Consider the following 21,384-nt stretch of genomic DNA (forward strand, 5'->3'; position numbering starts at 1 on the left):
TATGTCAAAGTTTTTTATTTATGAAGCGAGATTAGATTTGCAAAAGTACCTAAAGGAAGGCCTTTCATTTAAAGAAATCGCTCGCCGTATGGGAAAAGATCCAACCACTATTTCCAGAGAAGTTCGTAAATACAGTTCTGAAGTAGCAACAGGCTATCCTGGATTTCCATTTAACGCTTGCAAGAATCGCTTTAACTGTAGATTAAAAAGCATTTGTGGAAAGGACTGTAGCAGGAAATCTGTAACCTATTGTAAACTATGCTCTTCCTGTAACACGAACTGCAAAGAGTACATAGAAGAAATATGTACTGCAAAATATCGTGTTCCTTATGTCTGCAATGGCTGTGAAGCCATTGGCAAATGCACTCTCATGAAAAGTATCTATGATGCTGAACATGCTCACATCAAAGCTCACGAGAAGATTTCTAACTCTAGAAGTGGTCTTTGCGTTTCTGAAAATGAAATTAGCAGATTGAATCGTATAATTTCACCACTCATTCAAAATGGGCAGTCTGTCAATCAGATTTACATTAATCATCAGGATGAGTTGATGTGTAGTGAAAAGACCATTTATAACTATATTGATGCCTGTCTTTTTGATATTAGAAATATCGACCTTCCACGAAAAGTAAGATTTCGTGAACGCTATAAAAAGCCGGAGTTCAAGGTGGATAAAGGCTGCCGCATTAGCCGCAACTACAAAGATTTTGAAACCTTTATTAACAAGAATCCTGATACTGCAATTGTGCAGATGGATTCTGTCATGGGAGTCAAGGGCGGTAAATGTCTTTTAACTATTCACTTTGTTGACTGCAGCCTGATGCTTGCGTCCCTGAGGGATGCCAACACTTCAAAGTCTGTTACTGATGTATTTAATCATCTTGATAAGATACTTGGCCAGGAATTGTTTTCAGAGTTATTTCCTATCATTCTTACAGACAACGGGAGTGAGTTTTCCAACCCAAAAGCCATTGAATATCGGGATAGATTTCCATTTTTGCGTACACATATATTTTATTGCGATGCAGGTAGTCCTTATCAAAAAGGTGCTATCGAAGTAAACCATGAATTGATTCGTCGGGTTCTTCCAAAAGGTAGTAGCTTTAATGAACTTACACAGGATGATATCAATCTGATGATGAATCATATTAATTCCTACAAAAGAAAAAAGCTGAATAAACGCAGTCCGTACGAAACATTCAGCTTTTACCACGGAGAAGAGGTTTTGCATAAACTTGGATGTTATCCGGTTGCCGCCGGAGATATCATGCTAAAACTAGCTCTTCTTAAAAAGTAATCTTTAAATAATCAGTGCCGCCAACCTATTATCTGACCAAAGATTCAAGGGTGGATTCTCCGATTACAAAAAAATCGAGAGGGAGTTGACCTCCATTTGGCATGCTTATTTTTCACAATCATACACCAGAAATGAAGAGAAATCAAACAGCATTTGAATTACAAATGTGGCTCTTCGCTTACAAAACTGGACTTTAGGTTACAAAAACTGCGTTTCATTTACAAGGATTAAGTTTTAAATTACAAACATAGTTTTTCGTTTTACAAAGTGGCATCTCATCTTTCAATTAATCAAGTCTTAAAATAATGCAATATATATTTGACATTGTATCTAATTTATATTACAATATGTAATATAAATTAGATATGACAATCAAGAGGGGGCTATGGATGAAAAATAAGCGAATGAAAATTGCCCGTATTGAACATGACATGAAACAGGAAGATCTTGCAAAAGCCGTCGGGGTTACACGTCAGACTATTGGTATGATTGAATCGGGAAATTATAATCCATCGTTGAAATTGTGTATTTCAATATGCAAAGCACTTGACAAGACATTGGACGAATTGTTCTGGGAGGGGATTGAAGAATGAGAAAAAAGCTAATTGAAGATGAGAGAATTGCAGCTCAAAGACGTAAAATTCAAAGTGATGCCTGTGGTATATTGCTTATTGTACTGCTTGTTTCAACACTTGTTCAGCAGTATGTTTTTGATGCACCTTTTTCACAGTATGCTGTAGAATTTGTGTGCTTTGTGGGAGTTTCCATATATATTGTAATTAGAAATATCATTTTAGGAAATGATCTCTATGGAACAAAAAATAATGGTAAGAAATTAGTGATGGTGAACAGTCTTGTAACTGGTATTACAATAACTGTTATTGTAGGAATTTCAAATTATATAAGATATAGTGAAAAATTTACACCCGGTTTGCTGTTTGCAACTTTGACAGTTACATTTGTCTGCGGAACTTTTGCAGTGTTCATGGTACTTTCATTTGTATATTTTTTAAGCAGGAGAAGACAGAAAAGAATATTGGAAAAACTGGATAAAGAGGAAGACGATATGTAATATGCAGCATATATCCTCCCCTTTCTTCAATCAATCTTTCAGGTTATTGTTTACCTCTGACGACAACCTGAATTTTAATTTTTCTATTTTTAAGTAGGATTTTGAAAGTATCTTTGGCCAGCATCTAACATAATCCATTATCTTATCAAAAGATAATATGGAGAAACCAGTTTCTGAAATTTTGCGAATTAAATATTTATGCTCGTATTTTGCAAGAATACCCAATTCTTCTTCTGTAAATTCAATAATTTCAGTGTCATCCATGCTGGATACGGAGATTAAGTCATAGTAGACTTCGTATAGCATGTCAGGAATAAGCTTTATATTGTCTCTAATAAATTTCTTTTGTACCTTGTCGAGTTTTTTCCAGCACTCGTCGGGATTGAGACTCAAATTGTCCATGCCTTTCTGTATTAAAATGTAGTTATAATTAAAGTCTATAGAGAGTTCATCGATTTTCTCATTGAAAAATTCTTCTCTCATTAAATGGCGATAAAACTCATCCTCGTCAACATGCAGTCTTAATTGATCTTTAGGCGGCAGACAGGATTGCTCCCATTTTTTTGAATTTGTCAGTCGACTCATTTCCAGTATTGCTTCCATGGATCTTGATTCATGCTTATATGTGCTTATTTTCAAGAGTGCCCGTAATACGCCTCTGTCTATCTGAGCTTCTCCTCTTTCATTTATGAGATGAGGTACTTTGCGTTCCATAAGGGATCTCAGCAGCATTGCCCTTCGGATAATGAACAGCTGATCACGCCGTTCATCTGTCTGATTGAGACCCAGGGTATTTACATAGCCTCTCAGTCTGCTTATGAAATCAGGACCTTTTGCACTTTCAAATTCTCTGTTGAATTGCTTATATTCAGTTTCATCTGTGATGTTTTCCCCGCAAAATTCTTCAAAGGTACTGCTGGTTCCACCTGCAAATACAAAAATGGCTTTCCCGACAGGATGTATTGAATTGTCTTCTCTGAATATACCATCCTGCATAGGAGCTAGGAAATACTTCAACCATCCAAGCTTTTTTTCGAAGGTTGAATCGAACTCATCGAAAAACACCAATGGAATTTTGCCCATGAGAGAAATATCCCTTACTTTATGAAAGCTTATAATTAAATCCGACAATGTTTGAAACTGGGATAAATTGAAGTCCAGCTTTTTAATCAGATTTGGAGCTACACAGGAAGCAACCTCCGTTACCCCGAAAGATTTTCCGGAACCAGGTGTTCCAAACACGGCAATGCAGAGAGGACGAACTACATTTCTGGAAAGTATGTATTCCGACATGAGATTTTTAATACTCTTGTAGGCCTCAAATTCATCTCTGTCAACAGTTTTTAGTTTGCCAAATTGTGCTATTGGTATATATTTAAGGGCACTCTCCTCTCCGTTTCTAACGATGTCATAGGCTATTTCAGCAAGGTTGGTGGAAGTCTTGTCTTTTATAATGTACCAGGATGATTGATATTTGGGATTATTTGAATTAGGTATTTCAACATCCTGTATATATTTTTTATATATGAAGTCATTTTCTCCTTCACTGAAAATTGAAGGACTTGGAAAAATGTCTTCTACGATATTTCTGCCAAAACCGTGTTTGAAATATTTTTGTGTGGCAACAATTCCCTCTCTTATACCATCGTCAATGGATTCATCAATAGATTTATCTTTGCGCCTTCCCAAAACCATGGATTTTGCCAGCCCGGCAACAAAACAGGAAGTAAGTCCGTACATTTTACCGTTGATCTGCTTTATTAGATCTCCCTCAAAGGCATATGTCAAAAAATACAGCTTGGATTTGGTCTCGCCGTTATTTTTATAATATATGGCACCTTCCAAACCAAGAGGAACAATCAGGCGGCTGCATTTTGACAGAAAAGTAAGGCTTGGATTGTTTTTTATCTGCCATACAAAGTCCAGTGCCGTTCTTTCCCAGGAAAGATTCTTGCTTATATTGACCTCCTTGGAACGCAGGTCATCTCCGTTTATAACTATTAGAGTATTCTTCATATGAAACTTTTCGAGATGCTTCCATAATTTCGTGGAACTGGAAGGGTTATCCATTTTGTATATAATTGTAGGATGGCTGCCGGGATCTTTTAAAGCCGAGGGCCAGAATTCTTCATTGTCGTTAAAACCATTGTTTTCGTCATCAAGTATAATCAGGTCGGCATTTTTATTATCAGTCACAATTGGAAACAATTTTGGATTGCCAAAAAGTATATCCGTAAAACCCAGAAATGATTTTACTCTATATATTCTGTTTTTATTTTTCTCATCCGATGCTGATGGAAAGAGCCCTAATTGTATGGTGGAATTCAGAAGCCCGTCAGGCAGATGATTCTTGTCATAGTTTATTTTTGGCGAAACAACATTTGCACCTGTGGACAGAGCTACAAATTTGGCCAGAAGCAATGCTTCTCCTTCACTTAACCTGCTGCATATATGTGGATACTGCTGCCAACTCAAGTCACTAATATACTCGTTGTTGATTTGCCAGAATAGTAGGTTGACACATACATCCCCTGATACAACAATATTAAAATTCTTGATTTCCATAACTTTTAATCCTTTCTTAAACTATAGGTTGTATTCAAAATAATAATTATATTATAACTCCAATTCTTTGGATTTTATATAGATTTTACAAATCCTGTTTTTAGTATGCAGGCTGCAGGTATCTATGATAAAATGAAGACAACAAAATTTTTTGGGAGGACAAAGATGAAAAAATTTTTATTGTGCTTTTTTGTATTGATTGCTATAGTTTTTTTCCTGCCGGCTAAGGCTTTAGCTTCGGATTCGGTCAATCTGTCTAAATTTTATATATACAGTACGATAAATGAAGATGGTTCCGTTTCCATGAAGGAATTAATAACTTTTGATTTTGATGGCAGCTACAATGGAGCCTATAGAGACATATCAACGAGGAATACAGATGGCATATATGGTGTCAATGTAGCTCTTGTATCTAAAAGTGCTTCGGAAGTACCATTCAGACATGTTGAAAGTGCCGAAAACGGAGACAAGGATGTGTTTGAACTTATAAAACAAGATGACGATTTGTATAGAATAAAAATTTATACTCCTTCGCGGAATGAAAAGAGAACTTTCCAAATAACATATACAATGAAAAATGTAGCAACAAGGTACAAAGATACAGGTGAATTTTTTTATGACTATTGGTCATCCGGAAATGAAACCGAAATAGATGATTTGAAAATACACGTTGTCATTCCAAAAGTTATGGAGACAGGGGACATTAAAGCCTATTATCATGGAGTGCTGAATGGAAGGGTGTCCGTCAAAAATGAAAGTGTGGATTATGCTTTCCAGCATGTTGGTTCAAATGAACTTGTTGAAACTAGAGTGCTCTTCCCTCAAGAGGCAATATCGAAATCTGCGAATGTTAAAAATGAGGATAAATTAAAAGATATTTTAAATGAGGAATTCAATTATAAGAAGCAGCTGGAAGCAAAGATGGCACGGAGTGCCTTGGTGGCAAAAATATTCAATGCAGTAAGTACAGCATTGGGATTGCTTTTTATTATCATTGTATTCAATGTATGGAGAAGATTGAAATATGATTCCCGTGATGAATACAGTGTTTACGTTCCATTTGATATTCCTGAAGAGTGTACGCCTGCAGTAGCGGCATATCTTGTGAACGGATCAGTAAATGGAAGAACACTATATGCCACCATACTGGATTTGTGGAGAAAAGATTATTTAAGCATACGAAAAGTGGAAACTGAAAGTAAAAAACATAAGGCCGACTTTATCATGACAAAAAATAATAAAAACTTAGAAGGGCTTCTGAAACATGAAATATATTTTATGGCCTGGCTTTTCGAGACCATCGGTGATGGAGAAACTGTTGCCCTGTCATCCATAAGAAAAGCCAGCGAAAATGGAGGCTTTGACAGTAAATTTGGAGACTGGACTTATAAGATAAAAGATGAGGCCAAGTCAAGAAATTATTATGATAAGAGGGCAAACAGTGCAGGTGTAAAGCTAATTGCAATTTCTATAGCAGCCATAATCTTTTCCATAGTAGCTATTGTATTAAAGGCTTATCTTGGTGTATTCTCCATGCTTGTATCAGTTTTTGTACTGATTTGTGGGATATACTATTGTTTCAGAAGAAGCCAATACGGGAAATCCCAGTATGAAAAATGGATTAAGTTCAGGAATTATATTAAAAATACGGAATTTACTTATAATGAAGATACTGGATATATAGAAAAGTATATTCCCTATGCAGAGGCCTTGAACATGGAAAAGAACAGTATGGGAAAACTCAAATCCGTGTTTGAAAATACTTCTCCCAATATGGGATGGATATACTATTACCTTATATTTGACAGTATGAATTTAGATGAGCATGAACAATTCAGCTATTATATGTATAATTCTTTCAATACAGGATCTTCAGGAGATTCAGGTACAGGAAGCTATGGAGGCGGTTCAAGCGGAAGTTCCGGTGGTGGAGGTGCCGGTGGATTTTAAGAAAATAAGGGTTATTGGAGAATAAGCTAGAGGGGACTGGGGGAGTAGTCCCCGGTTTAAGGACCTTCTATTCATCTAGCAGTGGATATAACTCTTTTTCTTCCCTGAAAATTCTATTTGACAGGACTTTAAAAATCTTTTTAGTATCTTCATAAAATTCATCAATGCTATTTTTGATCTTATTGGGAGTATTGTATTTCGATTTATAACTATTATATATTCCGGTAACTTCCTTCATTTCTTCACTGTATTTTTTGCCGAACATATTAAGTAACTTGTTTGGACTGCTTGAAAGGTGTGGATACAGGTATTTGTCCTCATTAAACAAATGTATTCTGAGTTTACCGCTTAAAGTATTTATGCTCCTGGCAATTTCAATTGAATTTTCATCTACAGTGTGATTTTTAACATTCTGAAGCACATAATCAGTCAAATTCATTATTTCATTATGTTGCCTTTCTAAATTTTTAACATCCATATTATAAGACCTTCCTTTCATCTTTTAATATGTTAACATATGATATGGTTAATTTCTGTAACTTATGTTACAGAAATATTTTTTATTGCTCTGGCCAACCTTTTGATACCCTCCTCAATCATTTCTTCATTGGAATTTGTATAATTCAATCTTAGCGTGTTGCTTCCATTTTTATTGATATAAAATGGATCACCGGGAACGAAAGCAACATTTTCTCCTGCTGCAACTTTAAATAAATCCAGTGATGAAATTTCTTCAGGAAGAGTTATCCAGAGAAACATACCTCCTTCAGGTTTTGTACTTTTTATGTTTTCAGGAAAATATTTTTCAATCATATATACCATGCAATCTCTCTGTCCTTTATATAGTTCTCTGATTTTTCTTATATGATCTTCAAGATCATTGTCTATCAAAAACTGATATACAACTCTTTGTGAATAATAATTGGTGTGCAGATCGGCCGCCTGCTTTGCGATTATTAATTTTTCCATGATTTCATCTCTGGCACATATCCAGCCCAGTCTCATTGCAGGGGCTACTATTTTGGAAAATGAACCAAGCATGATGGAATTATCTTCAAGATATGTTCTTATAGGAGGAAGGTCTTTTCCTATAAATCTCAATTCACCATAAGGATCATCTTCAATGAGAATTGTATTGTGCTCTTTCAGGATATCTGCAGTTGTTTTTCTATTTTTTCCTGAATATGTAATTCCAGAAGGATTTTGAAAATTTGGAACCGTATAAAATAATTTGGGACTGCAGGAGTCAAGACAATCTTCAAGTGCATTGGTATCCACGCCATCATCGTTTAGTGGCACGGAATTGAAAACGGGTTCAAAAAGTGAAAAGGCCTGTATTGCACCTAAATAACCGGGACGTTCAATAAGAACATTGTCATTTTTGTTCAGAAATACTTTTCCAAGCAAGTCCAACCCTTGCTGTGAACCATTTGTTATCAATATTTCATCAGCATTAATTCTTAATCCGAATCTCTCGAAGTATCTTTTAGCTATATATTCTCTTAAAGGGAAATAGCCTTCTGTAGTACTATATTGAAGGATATTACTGCCATTTTCATCTAGGACTTTCTTTGAAGCTTCTTCAATTTCTTTAATTGGAAAAGAAGATGGATTTGGAAGTCCGCCTGCAAATGATATTATTTTGGGGTTTTCTGTTACTTTAAGGATTTCTCTTATGAATGATTTCTGAACTTTATTCATTCTTTCGGCAAATGATATATTCATTGATATTACACCACTTTCTAAAGTTTATTGTAGGTTTTGCCCAATGCGCATTTGGAGAAACCTAAAAAACCCTTCGTCCTATTATAGGACGAAGGGTAGAATCCGTGGTACCACCTAATTTTGTACAAATGTACACTCTTTGTATAGTACGGGCATATATGTGCCGATACTATCTCCCTTTTAACAGTGGGATTCTGTTAAAGTCTACTTACCTATAAGGCTTTCGGTTTAAAACTCCGTGACTACCTTCATTACATCAATCATGAGAAGTTTTCACCTGCGTTCTCTCTCTTTGTTTCAAGTATGTAATTACTCTTTCACATCAATGTATTTACTATATTATATCATATGATATTGGAATTACAATATTTTTATATCATAGTTTTCTATTAGTATTGGAATTATATTTTATTTTGATAAAATGGATACTATAGTAATAATATAGGTAGTAAGGAGAGTGAACCATGAAGAGTATTGTATTTGCAGGAGGATGTTTCTGGGGAGTCCAGGCATACTTTGACAGTAAAAAAGGAGTTTTAAATACAAAGGTAGGTTATGCAAATGGAAATGGGAAAAAACCCGGCTATGAAGAAGTTTGCAGCGGGAATACGGGATTTGTTGAAGCCTGCTTTTTGGAATATGATTCCAGAATTATAGAACTTGAAAAACTGCTTGAGGTATACTGGAGGATAATAGATCCAACGCTTTTAGACAGGCAGGGAAACGACATAGGAAATCAATATAGGACTGGAATTTATTATATAGATAAAAGTGATGTCAATATTATAGAAAAATTCATAAAAACCCAGCAGAAAAATTATAGTAAGAAAATTGTAACGGAAGTTCTTCCACTTGAAAATTTTTATGATGCCGAGGAATATCATCAGAAATATCTTGAGAAAAATCCAGGAGGCTACTGCCATATACCAAAAGAGCTGATAAACAGACGCCTATAGAAAAGTACCGTCCCATAAACATTTTTTCATATCTATTTTACCATCACTTTTAAATATAATACCTTCTGATTTCAAGATATATCTTTGAATATCAGAGTTCCCAAAAACATGGTCCGGTGACAGTTCACCGGACTTTTTTACGACCCTGTGGCAGGGAAGATGAAGATTTTCAGGAGCTTTTGACATAGCCCAGCCAACCATTCTTGCATTTCTTGGTTCCCCAAGCATCATTGCTATCTGACCATAGGTGGCAACTTTTCCTTCAGGTATTTTTGAAACTATTTCGTAAACGCGTGAAAAAAATTTTTTTGGCAAATAAATCAGCTCCATTTCTTATAATTTATGAAGTCCGCTTGACACTGGTATTATACCAAAGTATATAGTAATTATTATAATGAAGAATTACTTTTTTAGGAAGGTGATATTTTGCAAAATTTCATATATTCTATTCCGACCAAAGTAGCATTTGGAAAGGGAATGATAGATAAACTCCCGGAATTTATTAATGAATTCGGCAGTAAAGTTTTATTGGTATATGGAGGAGGAAGCATAAAGAGAACAGGACTGTACGACCGTATTATTGGACTTTTGGATAATAACGGCATTGCTCACTATGATTTATCAGGTGTAGAACCTAATCCACGTGTAAATACGGTAGAAAAAGGAATCAAGATCTGCAGGGAGAATGGTATTGATGTAATTTTACCTGTTGGCGGTGGCAGCAGCATAGATTGTGGAAAAGCAGTAGCAGCAGGATACTATTATAGCGGAAAAGTATGGGATCTGGTACTGGATAATAGCCTTGTAAAAGAGGCCCTTCCAATTATTACTGTATTGACTTTGGCAGCTACTGGATCTGAAATGGACTGTTTTTCTGTAATTTCCAATGAAGAGACCAATGACAAGATGGAAATTGAAAATTATTTGTTATATCCCAGGTATTCTATTTTAGATCCGGAAAATACTTTTTCAGTGCCGGCATATCAGACTGCCTGTGGAACTGTTGATATTATCTCCCATCTATTTGAAGTCTATTTTAATGGTGTGGAAGGTACATATTTTCAGGAACGCGTAATTGAAGGAATGCTGAAAACCTGTGTGCACTACGGACCTATAGCATGTAAAAAACCTGATGACTACGATGCAAGAGCCAATTTAATGTGGACGGCAAGCTGGGCTATCAATGGATTTATAGCATGTGGTAAAATGGGACCCTGGCCGGCACATGCCATGGAACACCAGTTAAGTGCATATTACGATGTTACGCATGGACATGGACTTGCAGTAGTTATTCCAGCTTTAATGAAATATATACTGAATGAAAAAACGGCAACGATATTTTCAAATTATGGTAAAAATGTATTCGGGATAAATTCAGAACTGACCAATATGCAAATTGCGGAGAGAGCCATAGAAAAAACCAGAAAACTATTTGAAGACATGGGATTGAAGTGCAGATTGAGAGATCTTGGTATCAATACAAAGGACAAATTTGAAATAATGGCTGAAAAGGCCAGCGAATCGGGAACTGAAGAATGTGTTGTACCTCTGTATAAAAGTGATATTATAAAAATTTACGAATTGTGTTTTTAACTGTGAATGGATGGTGTAGATAATGGGAAAAAATATTGAATTTCTATATTTGAATGAAGAAGATATGATAGATGCCGGTGTGTTGGAAGCCGAACGCTGCGTAGAAGTTATGGAGGAAGCAAATGTCCTGTTGAGTAAGGGTGATTATTTGATGGGGGGCAGAGATAACAATGAACATGGTATTGAAGTAATATTTCCTAAAAAATCAGAAATAGAGGAGTTCCCGGTTGCAGATACAAGGGACAGGCGCTTTATGGCAATGCCGGCCTATCTTGGGGGAAGATTTCACCTTGCAGGAGAAAAGTGGTATGGTTCCAATGGAAGAAATAGTGAAAAAGGATTGCCGCGTTCTATTTTGATGATGATATTGAATGATGTAGAAACAGGCAAACCGCTGGCAATCATGTCTGCCAATCTCCTGAGTGCAATGAGGACAGGTGCCATGTCGGGAGTTATAGCAAAACATCTGGCAAGAAAGGACTCCAGGGTTATTGCACTGGTTGGTGCAGGAGTAATAAACAAGGCTTGCATTGCAAGTATTCTGCCATATTTTGGACATATTGAAAATATCAAGATAAAAGGGAGTTCCAGGACATCAAAAACAGCCAGGAATCTAATGCAGTTTATTCGTGAAAATTATCCATGGGTAAAGAATGTAGAAATCTGCGGGACTTTGCAGGAAGCAGTGGAAGATGCTGATATTATTAGTGAAGCTGTATCTGCAAAACAAGATGAATGGCCTGTATTTGATGGTAACTGGCTAAAGCCGGGATGTATACTTATTTCCTCAGGAACAATGGAAATAGACAGGGATTTTATTTGTAATAGAATAACCAAAGTAGTTGACAATATCCATATGTATGAGAACTATATTACGACCTATGAACATCATGATGAGAAAACTGGGAAAAGGATATCCACCGGTACGCCGGGAATGTTTTTTGTCGACATGATACAGGACGGAAAGATAACCGTAAATGACATAAAATCATTGGGCGATATTGTCAGAGGGATTACTCCAGGAAGGATATCTGAAGAGGAGATGTTTTTGATAAGCTCCGGAGGTATGCCGATTTTAGATATTGCATGGGGATATGAATGTTATAGAAAGGCATTGCTGCTTGGAAAAGGAACAAAACTGAATCTGTGGAACGAGCCCCATTTATTTTAGACATGTATTAAAATTCAACTGTCTCCTGTTTTTATGAGACAGTTGAATTTTTAAAGTTTGTATTCAGTCTTATACGTTTTTTGACGGGATTTACGGGTATCTGTATTTCGGTTATAAATTCCTCTTCGTCCAAAGTTTCATAGCAGTCTATATGGCCTATTTCAATAGGATGTGAAATAACTTCAAGGTTATGTTCTCTTGCAAAATCGAGCATTTTAGGGACATATTTTTTAGTCTGTTTCAAGTCACCTCTGTAAAATAAAGACAGATATTTCCCGGCGGAAAGAAAATAATTTCCTGCATAATTGGCATTTTTGGAATAGAAAAATACATTTTCTGTTTTATAGTAATCAGAATTTGGATTGCTGTTTTCTAAATCAAGGGTGTAACAGTCACAGGAACCTATCATGGGAAATTTCTGTTTTGTTTTATGCATGTATTCCGTGGCTGCGTATGTAACCATGCGATCTGGAAGATTCGTTTCACTGATCATGATACAGGATCTTTCCGGAAAACTTAAAATCTTGATCCGGTAGAATTCAATGGAATTTTCCAGAATTGCTTTAATTGAAGAAAGTCTGGCATTCAAGCTTTCCTTTATCTGATACAGGTTTACAATGGATTCATTCACGACATTTATTTCATGCTCCAACAATTCCATGGATGTGTTTAAATTCCTGTTCTTGCCCAGTTCCTTTATTTGCTTTGAGGGAAAACGCAGTTCCATGAGTTCACGAATTATAGCAATTTCACGAATGTCATCGAGAGTATAAATGCGATAATTGTTTATAGGATCTCTTTTGGGAGACAAGATTCCTACTTTCTCATAATAACGCAGAGAATCTAATCCTATGTTGAACAACTTTGATATTTCTCCAATTTTATAACAATTTTCATCAATCATAAAACAATCCTTCCTTTCGCAATAAAGTGGTATTATACTATGGATTCTGGAAAATAATTTTACTATATATATTGTCAAATATATTTTAAATTTATAAATACTACAAGAAAAAATTAACTATTTATCACCTCATATTGTTTATAATTAATAATTTAATAAATAATATATCATAATATATTATTTTGTCAACAAGTTTTATCTTGAAATATGATATTTAATATTATTGACACTGGTATCATACTAGACAATATAATGTAGGCATATAAGGAAATACAGAAGTGCATAAAAACCGGAGGAGATATTTATGGAAAGTGATAAAATTGATTTTTTATATTTGAATGAACAGGATATGATAAAGGCTGGTGTATTGGATGCTTCAAGATGTATACAAGTAATGGGCGAGACAATGGCACTGCTCAGCAACGGGGATTATATAATGGGGGGACCCAACCATAATGCTCACGGAATCATGCTTGAGTTTCCAAAGAAGTCGTATATTCCGAATTTTCCGTTAAATGATTCTAAAGACAGACGATTTATTGCCATGCCTGCTTACCTGGGTGGGAGATTTCATGTAGCAGGACAGAAATGGTACGGTTCTAACGGAAGAAATACTAGGCGAGGTCTGCCGAGATCTATACTTATGGTTTCCTTAAATGATGTAGAAACGGGGGTTCCAATAGCATATATGTCTGCAAATCTATTGAGTGCGATGAGAACAGGTGCTATGCCGGGACTTGCAGCCAAGCTTCTGGCGCGAAAAGATTCCAGAGTATTGTCTATTGTTGGCCCTGGTGCCATTAATAGGGCCTGTACGATGGCTATTATTTCATGTTTTCCGAATATTGAGTCTGTAAAAATAAAGGGAAGTTCGCCTGAATCAAAAACGGCCAGGAAGATGAAGGAATTTATTAAAAAGAGGTATCCCAACGTGGAAGATATCAAAATTTGCAGTACTCTGGCAGAGGCGATCAGGGATGCGGATATAGTCAGCGAAGCTGCCTCTGTGAGGGAAGGACAGTGGCCCAAATATGAGAGGGAATGGTTCAAGGCGGGGGCTGTAATTATTTCAGCCAGTACTTTCAACATGGACCATGAAAGTATTGTAGATATCAAGAAAGTAGTGGATGACTATGGTATGTATGAAGATTATTCCAATGAAGATCCTGTGGTGTTAGATGAAAATTCAAATAGAAAACCCACGGGATGTATGGGTGAGGACTTTGTAAACATGGTTAAGGATGGACTGATAAAGAGAGAAAGTATTATTAATTTAGGTGATATTGTTACGGGAAAAGCTTCAGGAAGAACATCCGATGATGAAATTATACTTGTGGCAATTGAAGGACTTCCCATAGAAGATGTAGCCTGGGGATATGAGTGCTATCAGAATGCACTTAAGAAAGGTCTGGGTACAAAACTTAATCTTTGGGACAGGTCAACTATGATTTAGATGATTATAAAGAAGGAGATAATTATATGTTGAGAATAGACAAGCATCCGATTCTTGGAGAATATACAGAGAAAAAAAAGATCTCATTTACTTTCGATGAAAAAAAACTGGAGGGATATGAAGGGGAACCTATTGCAGCTGCATTGAAGGCTGCGGGAATCATGGTACACAGATACACCAAAAAGAGGCATGAGCCGAGAGGAATTTTTTGTGCCATTGGCAGGTGTACCGATTGCATAATGATTGTAGATGGAAAACCAAATGTTCGCACATGTGTTACTCCTCTTGTCGAGGGAATGGTCGTACAGACGCAGTACGGTGTAGAAGCAAACAAAAGTTCATTTGAGGAGTGATTGATATGCAGAGATATGATTTAATCGTTGTTGGAGCAGGCCCGGCAGGCTTGTCCGCAGCTATAGAGGCTTCAAAGGCAGGTATGAATACAATTGTTTTTGATGAAAATGCAAAACCAGGAGGACAGCTTTTTAAACAGATCCATAAGTTTTTTGGCTCGAAGGAAAACATGGCAAAGGTTCGTGGATTTAAAATAGGAGAAGAATTGCTGAAAGAAGCGGAAGAATATGGAGTCGAGGTAAAATTAAATGCTGTAGTAATTGGCTTGTATCCGGAAAAAGAAATTACAGTGAGGGTGGATGATGAAGTATTTCATTATAAAGGTGACGCTGTTTTAATTGCAACAGGCGCAAGTGAAAATGCATTGAGCTTCAGAGGGTGGACTCTGCCCGGAGTAATAGGGGCAGGAGCTGCACAGACAATGATGAATTTACATCATATAAGACCGGGAAACAAAGTTCTTATGGTTGGAACGGGCAATGTGGGACTGGTTGTAAGTTATCAATTGATGCAGGCAGGCTGTGAAGTTACGGCAATGGTAGATGCATCGCTCAGAATAGGTGGATACGGGGTACATGCTGCAAAGGTGGCAAGATGCGGAGTGCCATTTTATCTTTCACATACCATTATACGGGCGGAAGGCAAAGAATGTGTGACAGGTGCTGAAATCGGAGAAGTGGATGACAACTGGAAAATAAAACCTGGAACGGAGAAACATTTTGATGTTGATACCATTTGTATTGCAGTAGGTCTTTCACCTATGTCACAGCTGTTGAAACAGGCCGGATGCCGGATGAAGAATACCAAAGGCGGATATATTCCTGTCTGCAATGAGTATGGTGAAACCTCCATTTGTGGCATCTTCGTTGCCGGGGATGTTTCGTCAATTGAAGAAGCGAGCTCAGCCATGATTGAGGGACGTATATCGGGAATAGATATTGCATATACTTTGGGATATTTAAGTGAGGAGAAAAGGCAAAAATATTGTACAAAGTTAAATAGGGACCTGGCAAATTTGAGAAAAGGCATGTTTGCCCCGGAAAACCGTGGAAAGTTATTGAAAAAGACAGATGAGAATATTGATATATCCATGAATCTTATGAATAAAGGCTACATGCTGGATAATGAAATTTTTCGCTATCCAGGGGTAGTTAAAAAATCGGGGATACATCCTGTAATGGAATGTACGCAGAATATTCCCTGTAATCCGTGTCAGGATGTATGTCCCAAGGGATGTATAACAATTGGCGAAAATATAACATCCCTGCCGATTGTTGATTTGGACAAGACATGTATTGGCTGCGGCATGTGCGTGGCGTCATGTCCTGGACAGGCCATTTTTCTAGTAAATGAAGATTTTGAAGAAGAATATGCAAGTGTGATGATTCCATATGAGTTTTTACCACTGCCTGAAAAGGGTGAAAAGGGAAAAGCACTGGATAGAAGCGGGAAAGTAATATGTGAGGCGGAAGTAATTGGAGTGAAAGCTGCAAAACTGTTTGATCATACAAATCTTCTTACAATAAAAGTACCCAGGAATATGGCAATGAAAGCAAGATTCTACCAAAATAGGAGGCCTTAAAATGTTTGATGTAAGTGAAAATTTGAAGAGAATCGGAAAATATATTCCAGAAGTGGATGATGATATTGTGATTTGCAGATGTGAAGAAGTTACAAGAGGTGAAATAAGAAGGGCAATTCATCAGGGGATTTTTACAATCGAAGAGATGAGGCGCTATTTAAGGACAGGTATGGGATTATGTCAGGGACAGACTTGTGAAAGATTGGTAAAATCCATAATGGCAAAAGAATTAAAAATGTCTTCACTTGAAGTTGAAGCAGCTGTTTCGCGGGCTCCCATGAGGCCAATGGAGATGAAAATATTAGGAAATGACGGAGGCAATCTGTGATGAAGAAAAATGCTGATGTTGTCATAATTGGCGGCGGTATTGTTGGAAATTCAGCAGCATATTACCTTGCTAAAAGGGGCATCAAAAATGTAATTGTACTTGAAGAGTCGGAGAGTATAGGCCATGGAGGTTCAAGCAGAAATGGAGGTGGAGTCAGGCAGTCAGGCAGGGATGAACGTGAACTGCCCTATGCAATATACAGTGTTGAAAAGTTTTGGCCGAATTTGTCGGAAGAACTTGGGATGGACGTAGAGTATTTTCAATCGGGCAATTTGAGGCTTGGCAAAACGGAGGCACATATGGCAAAATTGCAAAATCTTGCAGATGGAGCACAGAAACTGGGACTTGATGTGAGGATGATTGATGGAAAAGAAGTAAAAGAATTATGTCCGTATTTATCTGATGAGATTATTGGTGCAAGCTGGTGTCCTACAGACGGTCATGCAAATCCAATGCTGGCAACTCTTGCATATTACAAGAGGGCGGTTGAATTGGGCGTTGAATTTTATACAGAGGCTAAAGTTACAGCAATCAAGAAATTTCATGGAAGGGCACGTCAGATAATATTGGAGGACGGCATGATTTTTGAAGGGGAAAATATTATTCTGGCTGCGGGATATGGAAGCCGCCAAATAGCAAGGACAGTTGGAATTGACATACCAATGACAAAATATTTTGAAGAGGCACTTGTAACTGAAATGCAGGTTCCCATGTTTGATATGATGCTTGGAACGGCTGATGCAGATTTTTACGGACACCAGTGCAAGCACGGATCTTTTGTATTCGGGTCAGAGTCCGGGCTTGAGGAGGCAAATGACATGAAATTGTATGACTTGAGGACATCTTCTCTTACCATGTCTGCCGGCTGCCGTGCCATAATGGGATATATACCTTTTTTAAAAGATGCCAGGATCGTAAGAAGCTGGGGAGGATGGTTGGACTTAAGTATTGACGGGGTACCAGTTATCAGTTATATTGATGAAGTACCTGGATTGATACTTGCATGTGCATTTACAGGGCATGGATTTGGAACAGCTCCTGCAGTTGGATATATGCTGGCACAAATGGTGGAAGGAGAAAGGACTGCAGTTGATATTACAGCGTTGAGATATGACAGGTTTAAAAGTTTGAGATAGATAAAATATTGTATTGACAATAGTATTATACGATAGTTTATAATCATTTTTATAAAAATAAAGGTGGTTATTGGGGAGGTAAGTATTGTGAAAAAAATTGAAGTGATTATAAGACCGGAAAAATTAGATGATCTGAAAAAAATTCTATCCAGGAATGAATACAGCGGACTTACAGTAATGTCCGCCATGGGATGTGGACATCAAAAAGGATTTAAAAACCCGGAGTTTGAAAAATTGGGCTTGAGTATTAATTTGATACCAAAGTTATATGTTATGACAATTGTATGGGACGAGGATTTGGAGAGCATATTGTCTCAAATGGTGGAAAGTCTGTCAACAGGCAATGTAGGAGATGGAAAAGTATTTATATCGGATGTGGAGGATGTAATGAGAATACGTACAGGTGAGCGGGGCAAGGATATTTTATAAAATTGTTGAGTCTAATAATATAAGGGGTGGTTGCTATGGATTATGAAAATGCTGTTCCTATTGTACAAGTAAAAAATGTGAGTAAATATTTCGGAGACAATCAGGTTTTGAAAAAAATAAATCTGGATATCTATAAAGGAGAATTTTTAACCCTGCTTGGATCTTCAGGTTGTGGAAAGACTACGACCCTCCGCATTATAGCGGGCTTTGAAAGGCCCACAGAGGGAAACGTCATAATTGCAGATAAAGATGCAACTGATCTGCAGCCATACAATAGGGATGTAAATACGGTATTTCAGAGTTATGCGCTGTTTCCACATATGAATGTTTTCGACAATATAGCATTTGGACTTGTGGAAAAAAAGATGAAAAAAAGTGAAATCAAGAAGAAGGTTGAAGAAATTCTGGAACTTGTTCAGCTGAGCAATTTTGAAAAGAGGAAGCCAGGTGAAATGTCAGGTGGACAAAAACAACGTGTTGCCATAGCCAGAGCGCTTGTAAACAATCCGAAGGTTCTTCTTCTGGATGAGCCCTTGGCAGCACTTGATTTAAAACTGAGAAAGCAGATGCAGCTGGAGTTAAAGCACCTTCAGCAGCAATTGGGAGTTACTTTTGTGTATGTCACACATGACCAGGAGGAAGCACTAACCATGAGCGATCGTATTGCAGTCATGAACAGGGGGACACTTGAACAGCTTGGAACTCCGAAGGAAATTTATGAACAACCGAAAACCATGTTTGTAGCTGATTTTATTGGAGAATCAAATATATTTGAAGCAACAGTTTCAAAGAAAATCGGAAAAAACCTTCAACTTGTTGCAGAAGATGGAACTGTGTCAGCTGCTGGAGATAAATTTAAAGAGAATGAAATAGTCTGTATATCAGTCCGTCTTGAACACACCAAATTGTCAAAAGAACCAATAGAAGGATTTTGCTTAAGCGGTGTTGTAAAAGAACATATATATACAGGTTCCAATATAAAGACAGTAGTTCAGTTGCCAAGTGGAAAGTGTATAAAAGTAAACAACCACCCTGATATGAAACCTGATTCCAACGGTACTCTTGTAAATGTCTATTGGGATTTGGAAAAAGCAGTTGTAATGCATACTAAAGATGACTCACTTTATAATATAATCAACGATGCAGTATTCAAGTAAAGGAGGGAAGACTCATGGTTTTACAAAAAAAGGAGAATAGAGAAAGTAATAATAGATTGACAGTTTTATCCATGGTTGGACCTATAGGAATATGGCTTTTTTTATTTCTCTTGCTGCCTCTCGTCTATGTGCTTGCAATAAGCTTTGCAACGCGGGGACAATATGGAGGCGTGGAATGGAAGTTTTCCCTGGACAGCTACAAGCAGATATTTAATCCGTTGTATATGAAAGTAGTATGGAAGTCCATAGTTCTGGCATTTAACAGCAGCTGGATATGTCTTGTCATTTCTTATCCTTTTGCATTTTTAGTAAGCAAGGTGGAACCTAAAAAGAGGGCATTTTTGCTGCTGCTCATCATGCTTCCCTTTTGGGTAAATGGTTTAATAAGGTTAAATGGCTGGTCAAATATATTAAGGGATTCCGGGATAATAAATACCTTGTTGATGAAATCCGGGATAATTTCTTCTCCGGTTAAAATGCTGTATACGGATAACTCCGTATTATTCGGCATGGTATATGAATTTTTCCCATTTATGATTTTGCCGCTTCAAACATCCATTTCAAAAATAGACCCTACTTTGATAGAAGCTGCCAATGACCTTGGGGCAAAAAAGGTGCATACATTCCTTAGAGTTGTCTTTCCTTTGACGCTGCCGGGTATTTTTGCAGGTACAATCCAGGTGTTTATTCCAAGTCTGGGAGCATTTTATGTAGCGGATGTCATGGGTGGAGGAAATTCAACCTATCTTGGAAATTTGGTTCAAAATCAATTTATGGTAGCACGTAACTGGTGTTTTGGTGCAGCATTTTCAGTGTTGTTGATTGTGTTTACTCTGGTGATTATAAAGCTGTATTCCAAAGTTGGAAACATGGATGAACTGGCATAAGGGGGGAAAATAATGAAAAATGTTAGACGCAAAGAAAAGAAAAAATTAGGATTTTTCTCCTATACTATTATGTTTTTAGTATACTTGTTTTTATACCTTCCAATTATAATGGTAGTAATTTATTCATTTAATGTAAATGACAGCAATATTGTATTTAAAGGATTTACGTTGGAATGGTACAGGCATTTGTTTCAGGGAGATCAGTTGATAGACTATATGATTTTAACAATAGAACTGGCAGTTGTGAGTACAGTCATTTCAGTTGTTTTAGGTACACTTGCGACAATATGCATGTATCGATATGATTTCAGGTTGAAAAAATTCATCAATAATCTTCTCTACATACCAATTGTAATTCCGGAACTGATAATAGGTATAGCTTCTCTGGCAGCATTTACACTGATGGGTTTCAGCATGGGGTTTGCTACTCTGGTTTTTGCACACGTTACATTTTGTGTGCCATTTGTAATTATTACATTGAGAGCCCGTATTGCCGATTTTGACAGGTCAATTGAAGAGGCGGCAATGGATTTGGGGGCAAATCAGTGGCGTACATTGAAAAGAGTTACTCTTCCTATGCTGGTTCCAGGTATTGTTTCAGGTGCATTTTTGTCAATAACATTATCTGTTGATGATGTTATTATAAGTTATTTTGTCTGTGGAGCCGGACAAATTACATTTCCAATCAAGGTATATGGCATGGTAAGAGGGAAAATATCTACTGACGTGTATGCATTATCTTCACTTGTTGTATTCGTAATTGTATTTTCATATTTAATGTACCTGTTGGTGAAAAAAGTATTTCTCAGAAAAAGGGAGGCCTGA

The 21,384-nt window shown here is 36.9% G+C and carries 21 protein-coding genes and 1 other annotated feature; of the genes, 16 read left to right on the top strand and 5 right to left on the bottom strand.

What is annotated here, in order from left to right; all coding sequences use genetic code 11:
- Position 1: 1 nt before the first annotated feature.
- The 3 genes from LKE46_RS03555 (at position 2) to LKE46_RS03565 (ending at position 2,369) form a co-directional block, all read left to right on the top strand.
- Positions 2-1,297 (top strand): IS30 family transposase, encoded by a 1,296-nt coding sequence (locus tag LKE46_RS03555; RefSeq protein ID WP_291725556.1) that lies wholly within the window; start codon positions 2-4, stop codon positions 1,295-1,297.
- 389 nt (positions 1,298-1,686) lie between these two features.
- A complete protein-coding gene (locus LKE46_RS03560; RefSeq protein ID WP_291718483.1) occupies positions 1,687-1,890 on the top strand; it encodes a helix-turn-helix transcriptional regulator in 204 nt (67 codons plus the stop codon).
- Positions 1,887-2,369: a DUF6773 family protein gene (locus LKE46_RS03565; protein WP_291718485.1), complete on the top strand. Its 483-nt coding sequence runs from the start codon at positions 1,887-1,889 to the stop codon at positions 2,367-2,369. The genes LKE46_RS03560 and LKE46_RS03565 overlap by 4 nt, the downstream gene beginning before the upstream one ends.
- A 30-nt stretch (positions 2,370-2,399) precedes the next feature.
- Here the strand turns inward: LKE46_RS03565 and LKE46_RS03570 are convergent, their stop codons facing one another.
- Entirely contained in the window at positions 2,400-4,934 is a 2,535-nt protein-coding gene (locus LKE46_RS03570; RefSeq protein WP_291718487.1) for a Ryanodine receptor Ryr, read from the bottom strand.
- A 165-nt stretch (positions 4,935-5,099) separates the two neighbouring features.
- Here LKE46_RS03570 and LKE46_RS03575 point away from each other — a divergent pair, with 165 nt between their 5' ends.
- On the top strand, positions 5,100-6,884 hold the full coding sequence (locus tag LKE46_RS03575; RefSeq protein WP_291718489.1) for a DUF2207 domain-containing protein: 1,785 nt from the start codon (positions 5,100-5,102) through the stop codon (positions 6,882-6,884).
- 67 nt (positions 6,885-6,951) lie between these two features.
- Here the strand turns inward: LKE46_RS03575 and LKE46_RS03580 are convergent, their stop codons facing one another.
- Positions 6,952-7,362, bottom strand: a complete 411-nt coding sequence (locus LKE46_RS03580) for a hemerythrin domain-containing protein (protein ID WP_291718491.1) — start codon at positions 7,360-7,362, stop codon at positions 6,952-6,954.
- Between the two features lie 62 nt (positions 7,363-7,424).
- Positions 7,425-8,609, bottom strand: a complete 1,185-nt coding sequence (locus tag LKE46_RS03585; RefSeq protein ID WP_291718493.1) for a PLP-dependent aminotransferase family protein — start codon at positions 8,607-8,609, stop codon at positions 7,425-7,427.
- An 81-nt stretch (positions 8,610-8,690) separates the two neighbouring features.
- Positions 8,691-8,944, bottom strand: a binding site (T-box leader).
- A 129-nt stretch (positions 8,945-9,073) separates the two neighbouring features.
- Here LKE46_RS03585 and msrA point away from each other — a divergent pair.
- Positions 9,074-9,565 carry a peptide-methionine (S)-S-oxide reductase MsrA gene (gene msrA, locus LKE46_RS03590; RefSeq protein WP_291718494.1) on the top strand — a complete coding sequence of 164 codons (492 nt, stop codon included), beginning with the start codon at positions 9,074-9,076 and terminating at the stop codon, positions 9,563-9,565.
- Here msrA and LKE46_RS03595 read toward each other — a convergent pair.
- Complete coding sequence (locus LKE46_RS03595; RefSeq protein WP_291718496.1) at positions 9,560-9,880, bottom strand: MGMT family protein; 321 nt, start codon at positions 9,878-9,880, stop codon at positions 9,560-9,562. The two genes, msrA and LKE46_RS03595, sit on opposite strands and share 6 nt — an antisense overlap.
- Before the next feature lie 111 nt (positions 9,881-9,991).
- Here LKE46_RS03595 and LKE46_RS03600 point away from each other — a divergent pair, with 111 nt between their 5' ends.
- Complete coding sequence (locus tag LKE46_RS03600) at positions 9,992-11,158, top strand: iron-containing alcohol dehydrogenase (RefSeq protein ID WP_291718498.1); 1,167 nt, start codon at positions 9,992-9,994, stop codon at positions 11,156-11,158.
- Between the two features lie 22 nt (positions 11,159-11,180).
- The gene (locus LKE46_RS03605) at positions 11,181-12,329 is read left to right on the top strand and encodes a tyramine oxidase subunit B (protein ID WP_291718500.1); all 1,149 of its coding nucleotides are present in this window, start codon (positions 11,181-11,183) and stop codon (positions 12,327-12,329) included.
- Positions 12,330-12,360: 31 nt separating this feature from the next.
- Here the strand turns inward: LKE46_RS03605 and LKE46_RS03610 are convergent, their stop codons facing one another.
- Positions 12,361-13,233 (bottom strand): MerR family transcriptional regulator, encoded by an 873-nt coding sequence (locus tag LKE46_RS03610; RefSeq protein WP_291718502.1) that lies wholly within the window; start codon positions 13,231-13,233, stop codon positions 12,361-12,363.
- Between the two features lie 304 nt (positions 13,234-13,537).
- Between LKE46_RS03610 and LKE46_RS03615 the strand changes: the two genes are divergently transcribed.
- The 9 genes from LKE46_RS03615 to LKE46_RS03655 all read left to right on the top strand — a co-directional run bounded on the left by LKE46_RS03615 (position 13,538) and on the right by LKE46_RS03655 (position 21,384).
- A complete protein-coding gene (locus tag LKE46_RS03615; RefSeq protein WP_291718504.1) occupies positions 13,538-14,686 on the top strand; it encodes a tyramine oxidase subunit B in 1,149 nt (382 codons plus the stop codon).
- Between the two features lie 26 nt (positions 14,687-14,712).
- Positions 14,713-15,039 carry a (2Fe-2S)-binding protein gene (locus LKE46_RS03620; protein ID WP_291718506.1) on the top strand — a complete coding sequence of 109 codons (327 nt, stop codon included), beginning with the start codon at positions 14,713-14,715 and terminating at the stop codon, positions 15,037-15,039.
- 5 nt (positions 15,040-15,044) lie between these two features.
- A complete protein-coding gene (locus LKE46_RS03625; RefSeq protein ID WP_291718508.1) occupies positions 15,045-16,622 on the top strand; it encodes an FAD-dependent oxidoreductase in 1,578 nt (525 codons plus the stop codon).
- Between the two features lies 1 nt (position 16,623).
- A complete protein-coding gene (locus LKE46_RS03630; protein WP_291718509.1) occupies positions 16,624-16,950 on the top strand; it encodes a (2Fe-2S)-binding protein in 327 nt (108 codons plus the stop codon).
- Entirely contained in the window at positions 16,950-18,086 is a 1,137-nt protein-coding gene (locus tag LKE46_RS03635; protein WP_291718511.1) for an NAD(P)/FAD-dependent oxidoreductase, read from the top strand. The genes LKE46_RS03630 and LKE46_RS03635 overlap by 1 nt, the downstream gene beginning before the upstream one ends.
- 87 nt (positions 18,087-18,173) lie before the next feature.
- Positions 18,174-18,515, top strand: a complete 342-nt coding sequence (locus tag LKE46_RS03640; protein WP_291718513.1) for a P-II family nitrogen regulator — start codon at positions 18,174-18,176, stop codon at positions 18,513-18,515.
- Between the two features lie 35 nt (positions 18,516-18,550).
- Positions 18,551-19,672, top strand: a complete 1,122-nt coding sequence (locus LKE46_RS03645) for an ABC transporter ATP-binding protein (protein WP_291718515.1) — start codon at positions 18,551-18,553, stop codon at positions 19,670-19,672.
- 14 nt (positions 19,673-19,686) lie between these two features.
- On the top strand, positions 19,687-20,559 hold the full coding sequence (locus LKE46_RS03650) for an ABC transporter permease (protein WP_291718517.1): 873 nt from the start codon (positions 19,687-19,689) through the stop codon (positions 20,557-20,559).
- 12 nt (positions 20,560-20,571) lie between these two features.
- Positions 20,572-21,384: an ABC transporter permease gene (locus LKE46_RS03655; RefSeq protein WP_291718519.1), complete on the top strand. Its 813-nt coding sequence runs from the start codon at positions 20,572-20,574 to the stop codon at positions 21,382-21,384.

Origin of the sequence: Clostridium sp. (assembly GCF_022482905.1) — a bacterium.
Lineage (GTDB): Bacteria > Bacillota > Clostridia > Clostridiales > Clostridiaceae > Clostridium_B.

Excerpts from the sequence above, each read along its gene's own strand:
- LKE46_RS03620 (WP_291718506.1), top strand. The coding sequence starts at position 14,713 with ATGTTGAGAATAGACAAGCATCCGATTCTTGGAGAATATACAGAGAAA.
- LKE46_RS03555 (WP_291725556.1), top strand. The coding sequence starts at position 2 with ATGTCAAAGTTTTTTATTTATGAAGCGAGATTAGATTTGCAAAAGTAC.
- LKE46_RS03625 (WP_291718508.1), top strand. The coding sequence starts at position 15,045 with ATGCAGAGATATGATTTAATCGTTGTTGGAGCAGGCCCGGCAGGCTTG.
- LKE46_RS03605 (WP_291718500.1), top strand. The coding sequence starts at position 11,181 with ATGGGAAAAAATATTGAATTTCTATATTTGAATGAAGAAGATATGATA.
- LKE46_RS03580 (WP_291718491.1), bottom strand. The coding sequence starts at position 7,362 with ATGGATGTTAAAAATTTAGAAAGGCAACATAATGAAATAATGAATTTG.
- LKE46_RS03650 (WP_291718517.1), top strand. The coding sequence starts at position 19,687 with ATGGTTTTACAAAAAAAGGAGAATAGAGAAAGTAATAATAGATTGACA.
- LKE46_RS03655 (WP_291718519.1), top strand. The coding sequence starts at position 20,572 with ATGAAAAATGTTAGACGCAAAGAAAAGAAAAAATTAGGATTTTTCTCC.
- LKE46_RS03575 (WP_291718489.1), top strand. The coding sequence starts at position 5,100 with ATGAAAAAATTTTTATTGTGCTTTTTTGTATTGATTGCTATAGTTTTT.
- LKE46_RS03630 (WP_291718509.1), top strand. The coding sequence starts at position 16,624 with ATGTTTGATGTAAGTGAAAATTTGAAGAGAATCGGAAAATATATTCCA.
- LKE46_RS03610 (WP_291718502.1), bottom strand. The coding sequence starts at position 13,233 with ATGATTGATGAAAATTGTTATAAAATTGGAGAAATATCAAAGTTGTTC.
- msrA (WP_291718494.1), top strand. The coding sequence starts at position 9,074 with ATGAAGAGTATTGTATTTGCAGGAGGATGTTTCTGGGGAGTCCAGGCA.
- LKE46_RS03560 (WP_291718483.1), top strand. The coding sequence starts at position 1,687 with ATGAAAAATAAGCGAATGAAAATTGCCCGTATTGAACATGACATGAAA.
- LKE46_RS03645 (WP_291718515.1), top strand. The coding sequence starts at position 18,551 with ATGGATTATGAAAATGCTGTTCCTATTGTACAAGTAAAAAATGTGAGT.
- LKE46_RS03565 (WP_291718485.1), top strand. The coding sequence starts at position 1,887 with ATGAGAAAAAAGCTAATTGAAGATGAGAGAATTGCAGCTCAAAGACGT.
- LKE46_RS03615 (WP_291718504.1), top strand. The coding sequence starts at position 13,538 with ATGGAAAGTGATAAAATTGATTTTTTATATTTGAATGAACAGGATATG.
- LKE46_RS03585 (WP_291718493.1), bottom strand. The coding sequence starts at position 8,609 with ATGAATATATCATTTGCCGAAAGAATGAATAAAGTTCAGAAATCATTC.
- LKE46_RS03635 (WP_291718511.1), top strand. The coding sequence starts at position 16,950 with ATGAAGAAAAATGCTGATGTTGTCATAATTGGCGGCGGTATTGTTGGA.
- LKE46_RS03570 (WP_291718487.1), bottom strand. The coding sequence starts at position 4,934 with ATGGAAATCAAGAATTTTAATATTGTTGTATCAGGGGATGTATGTGTC.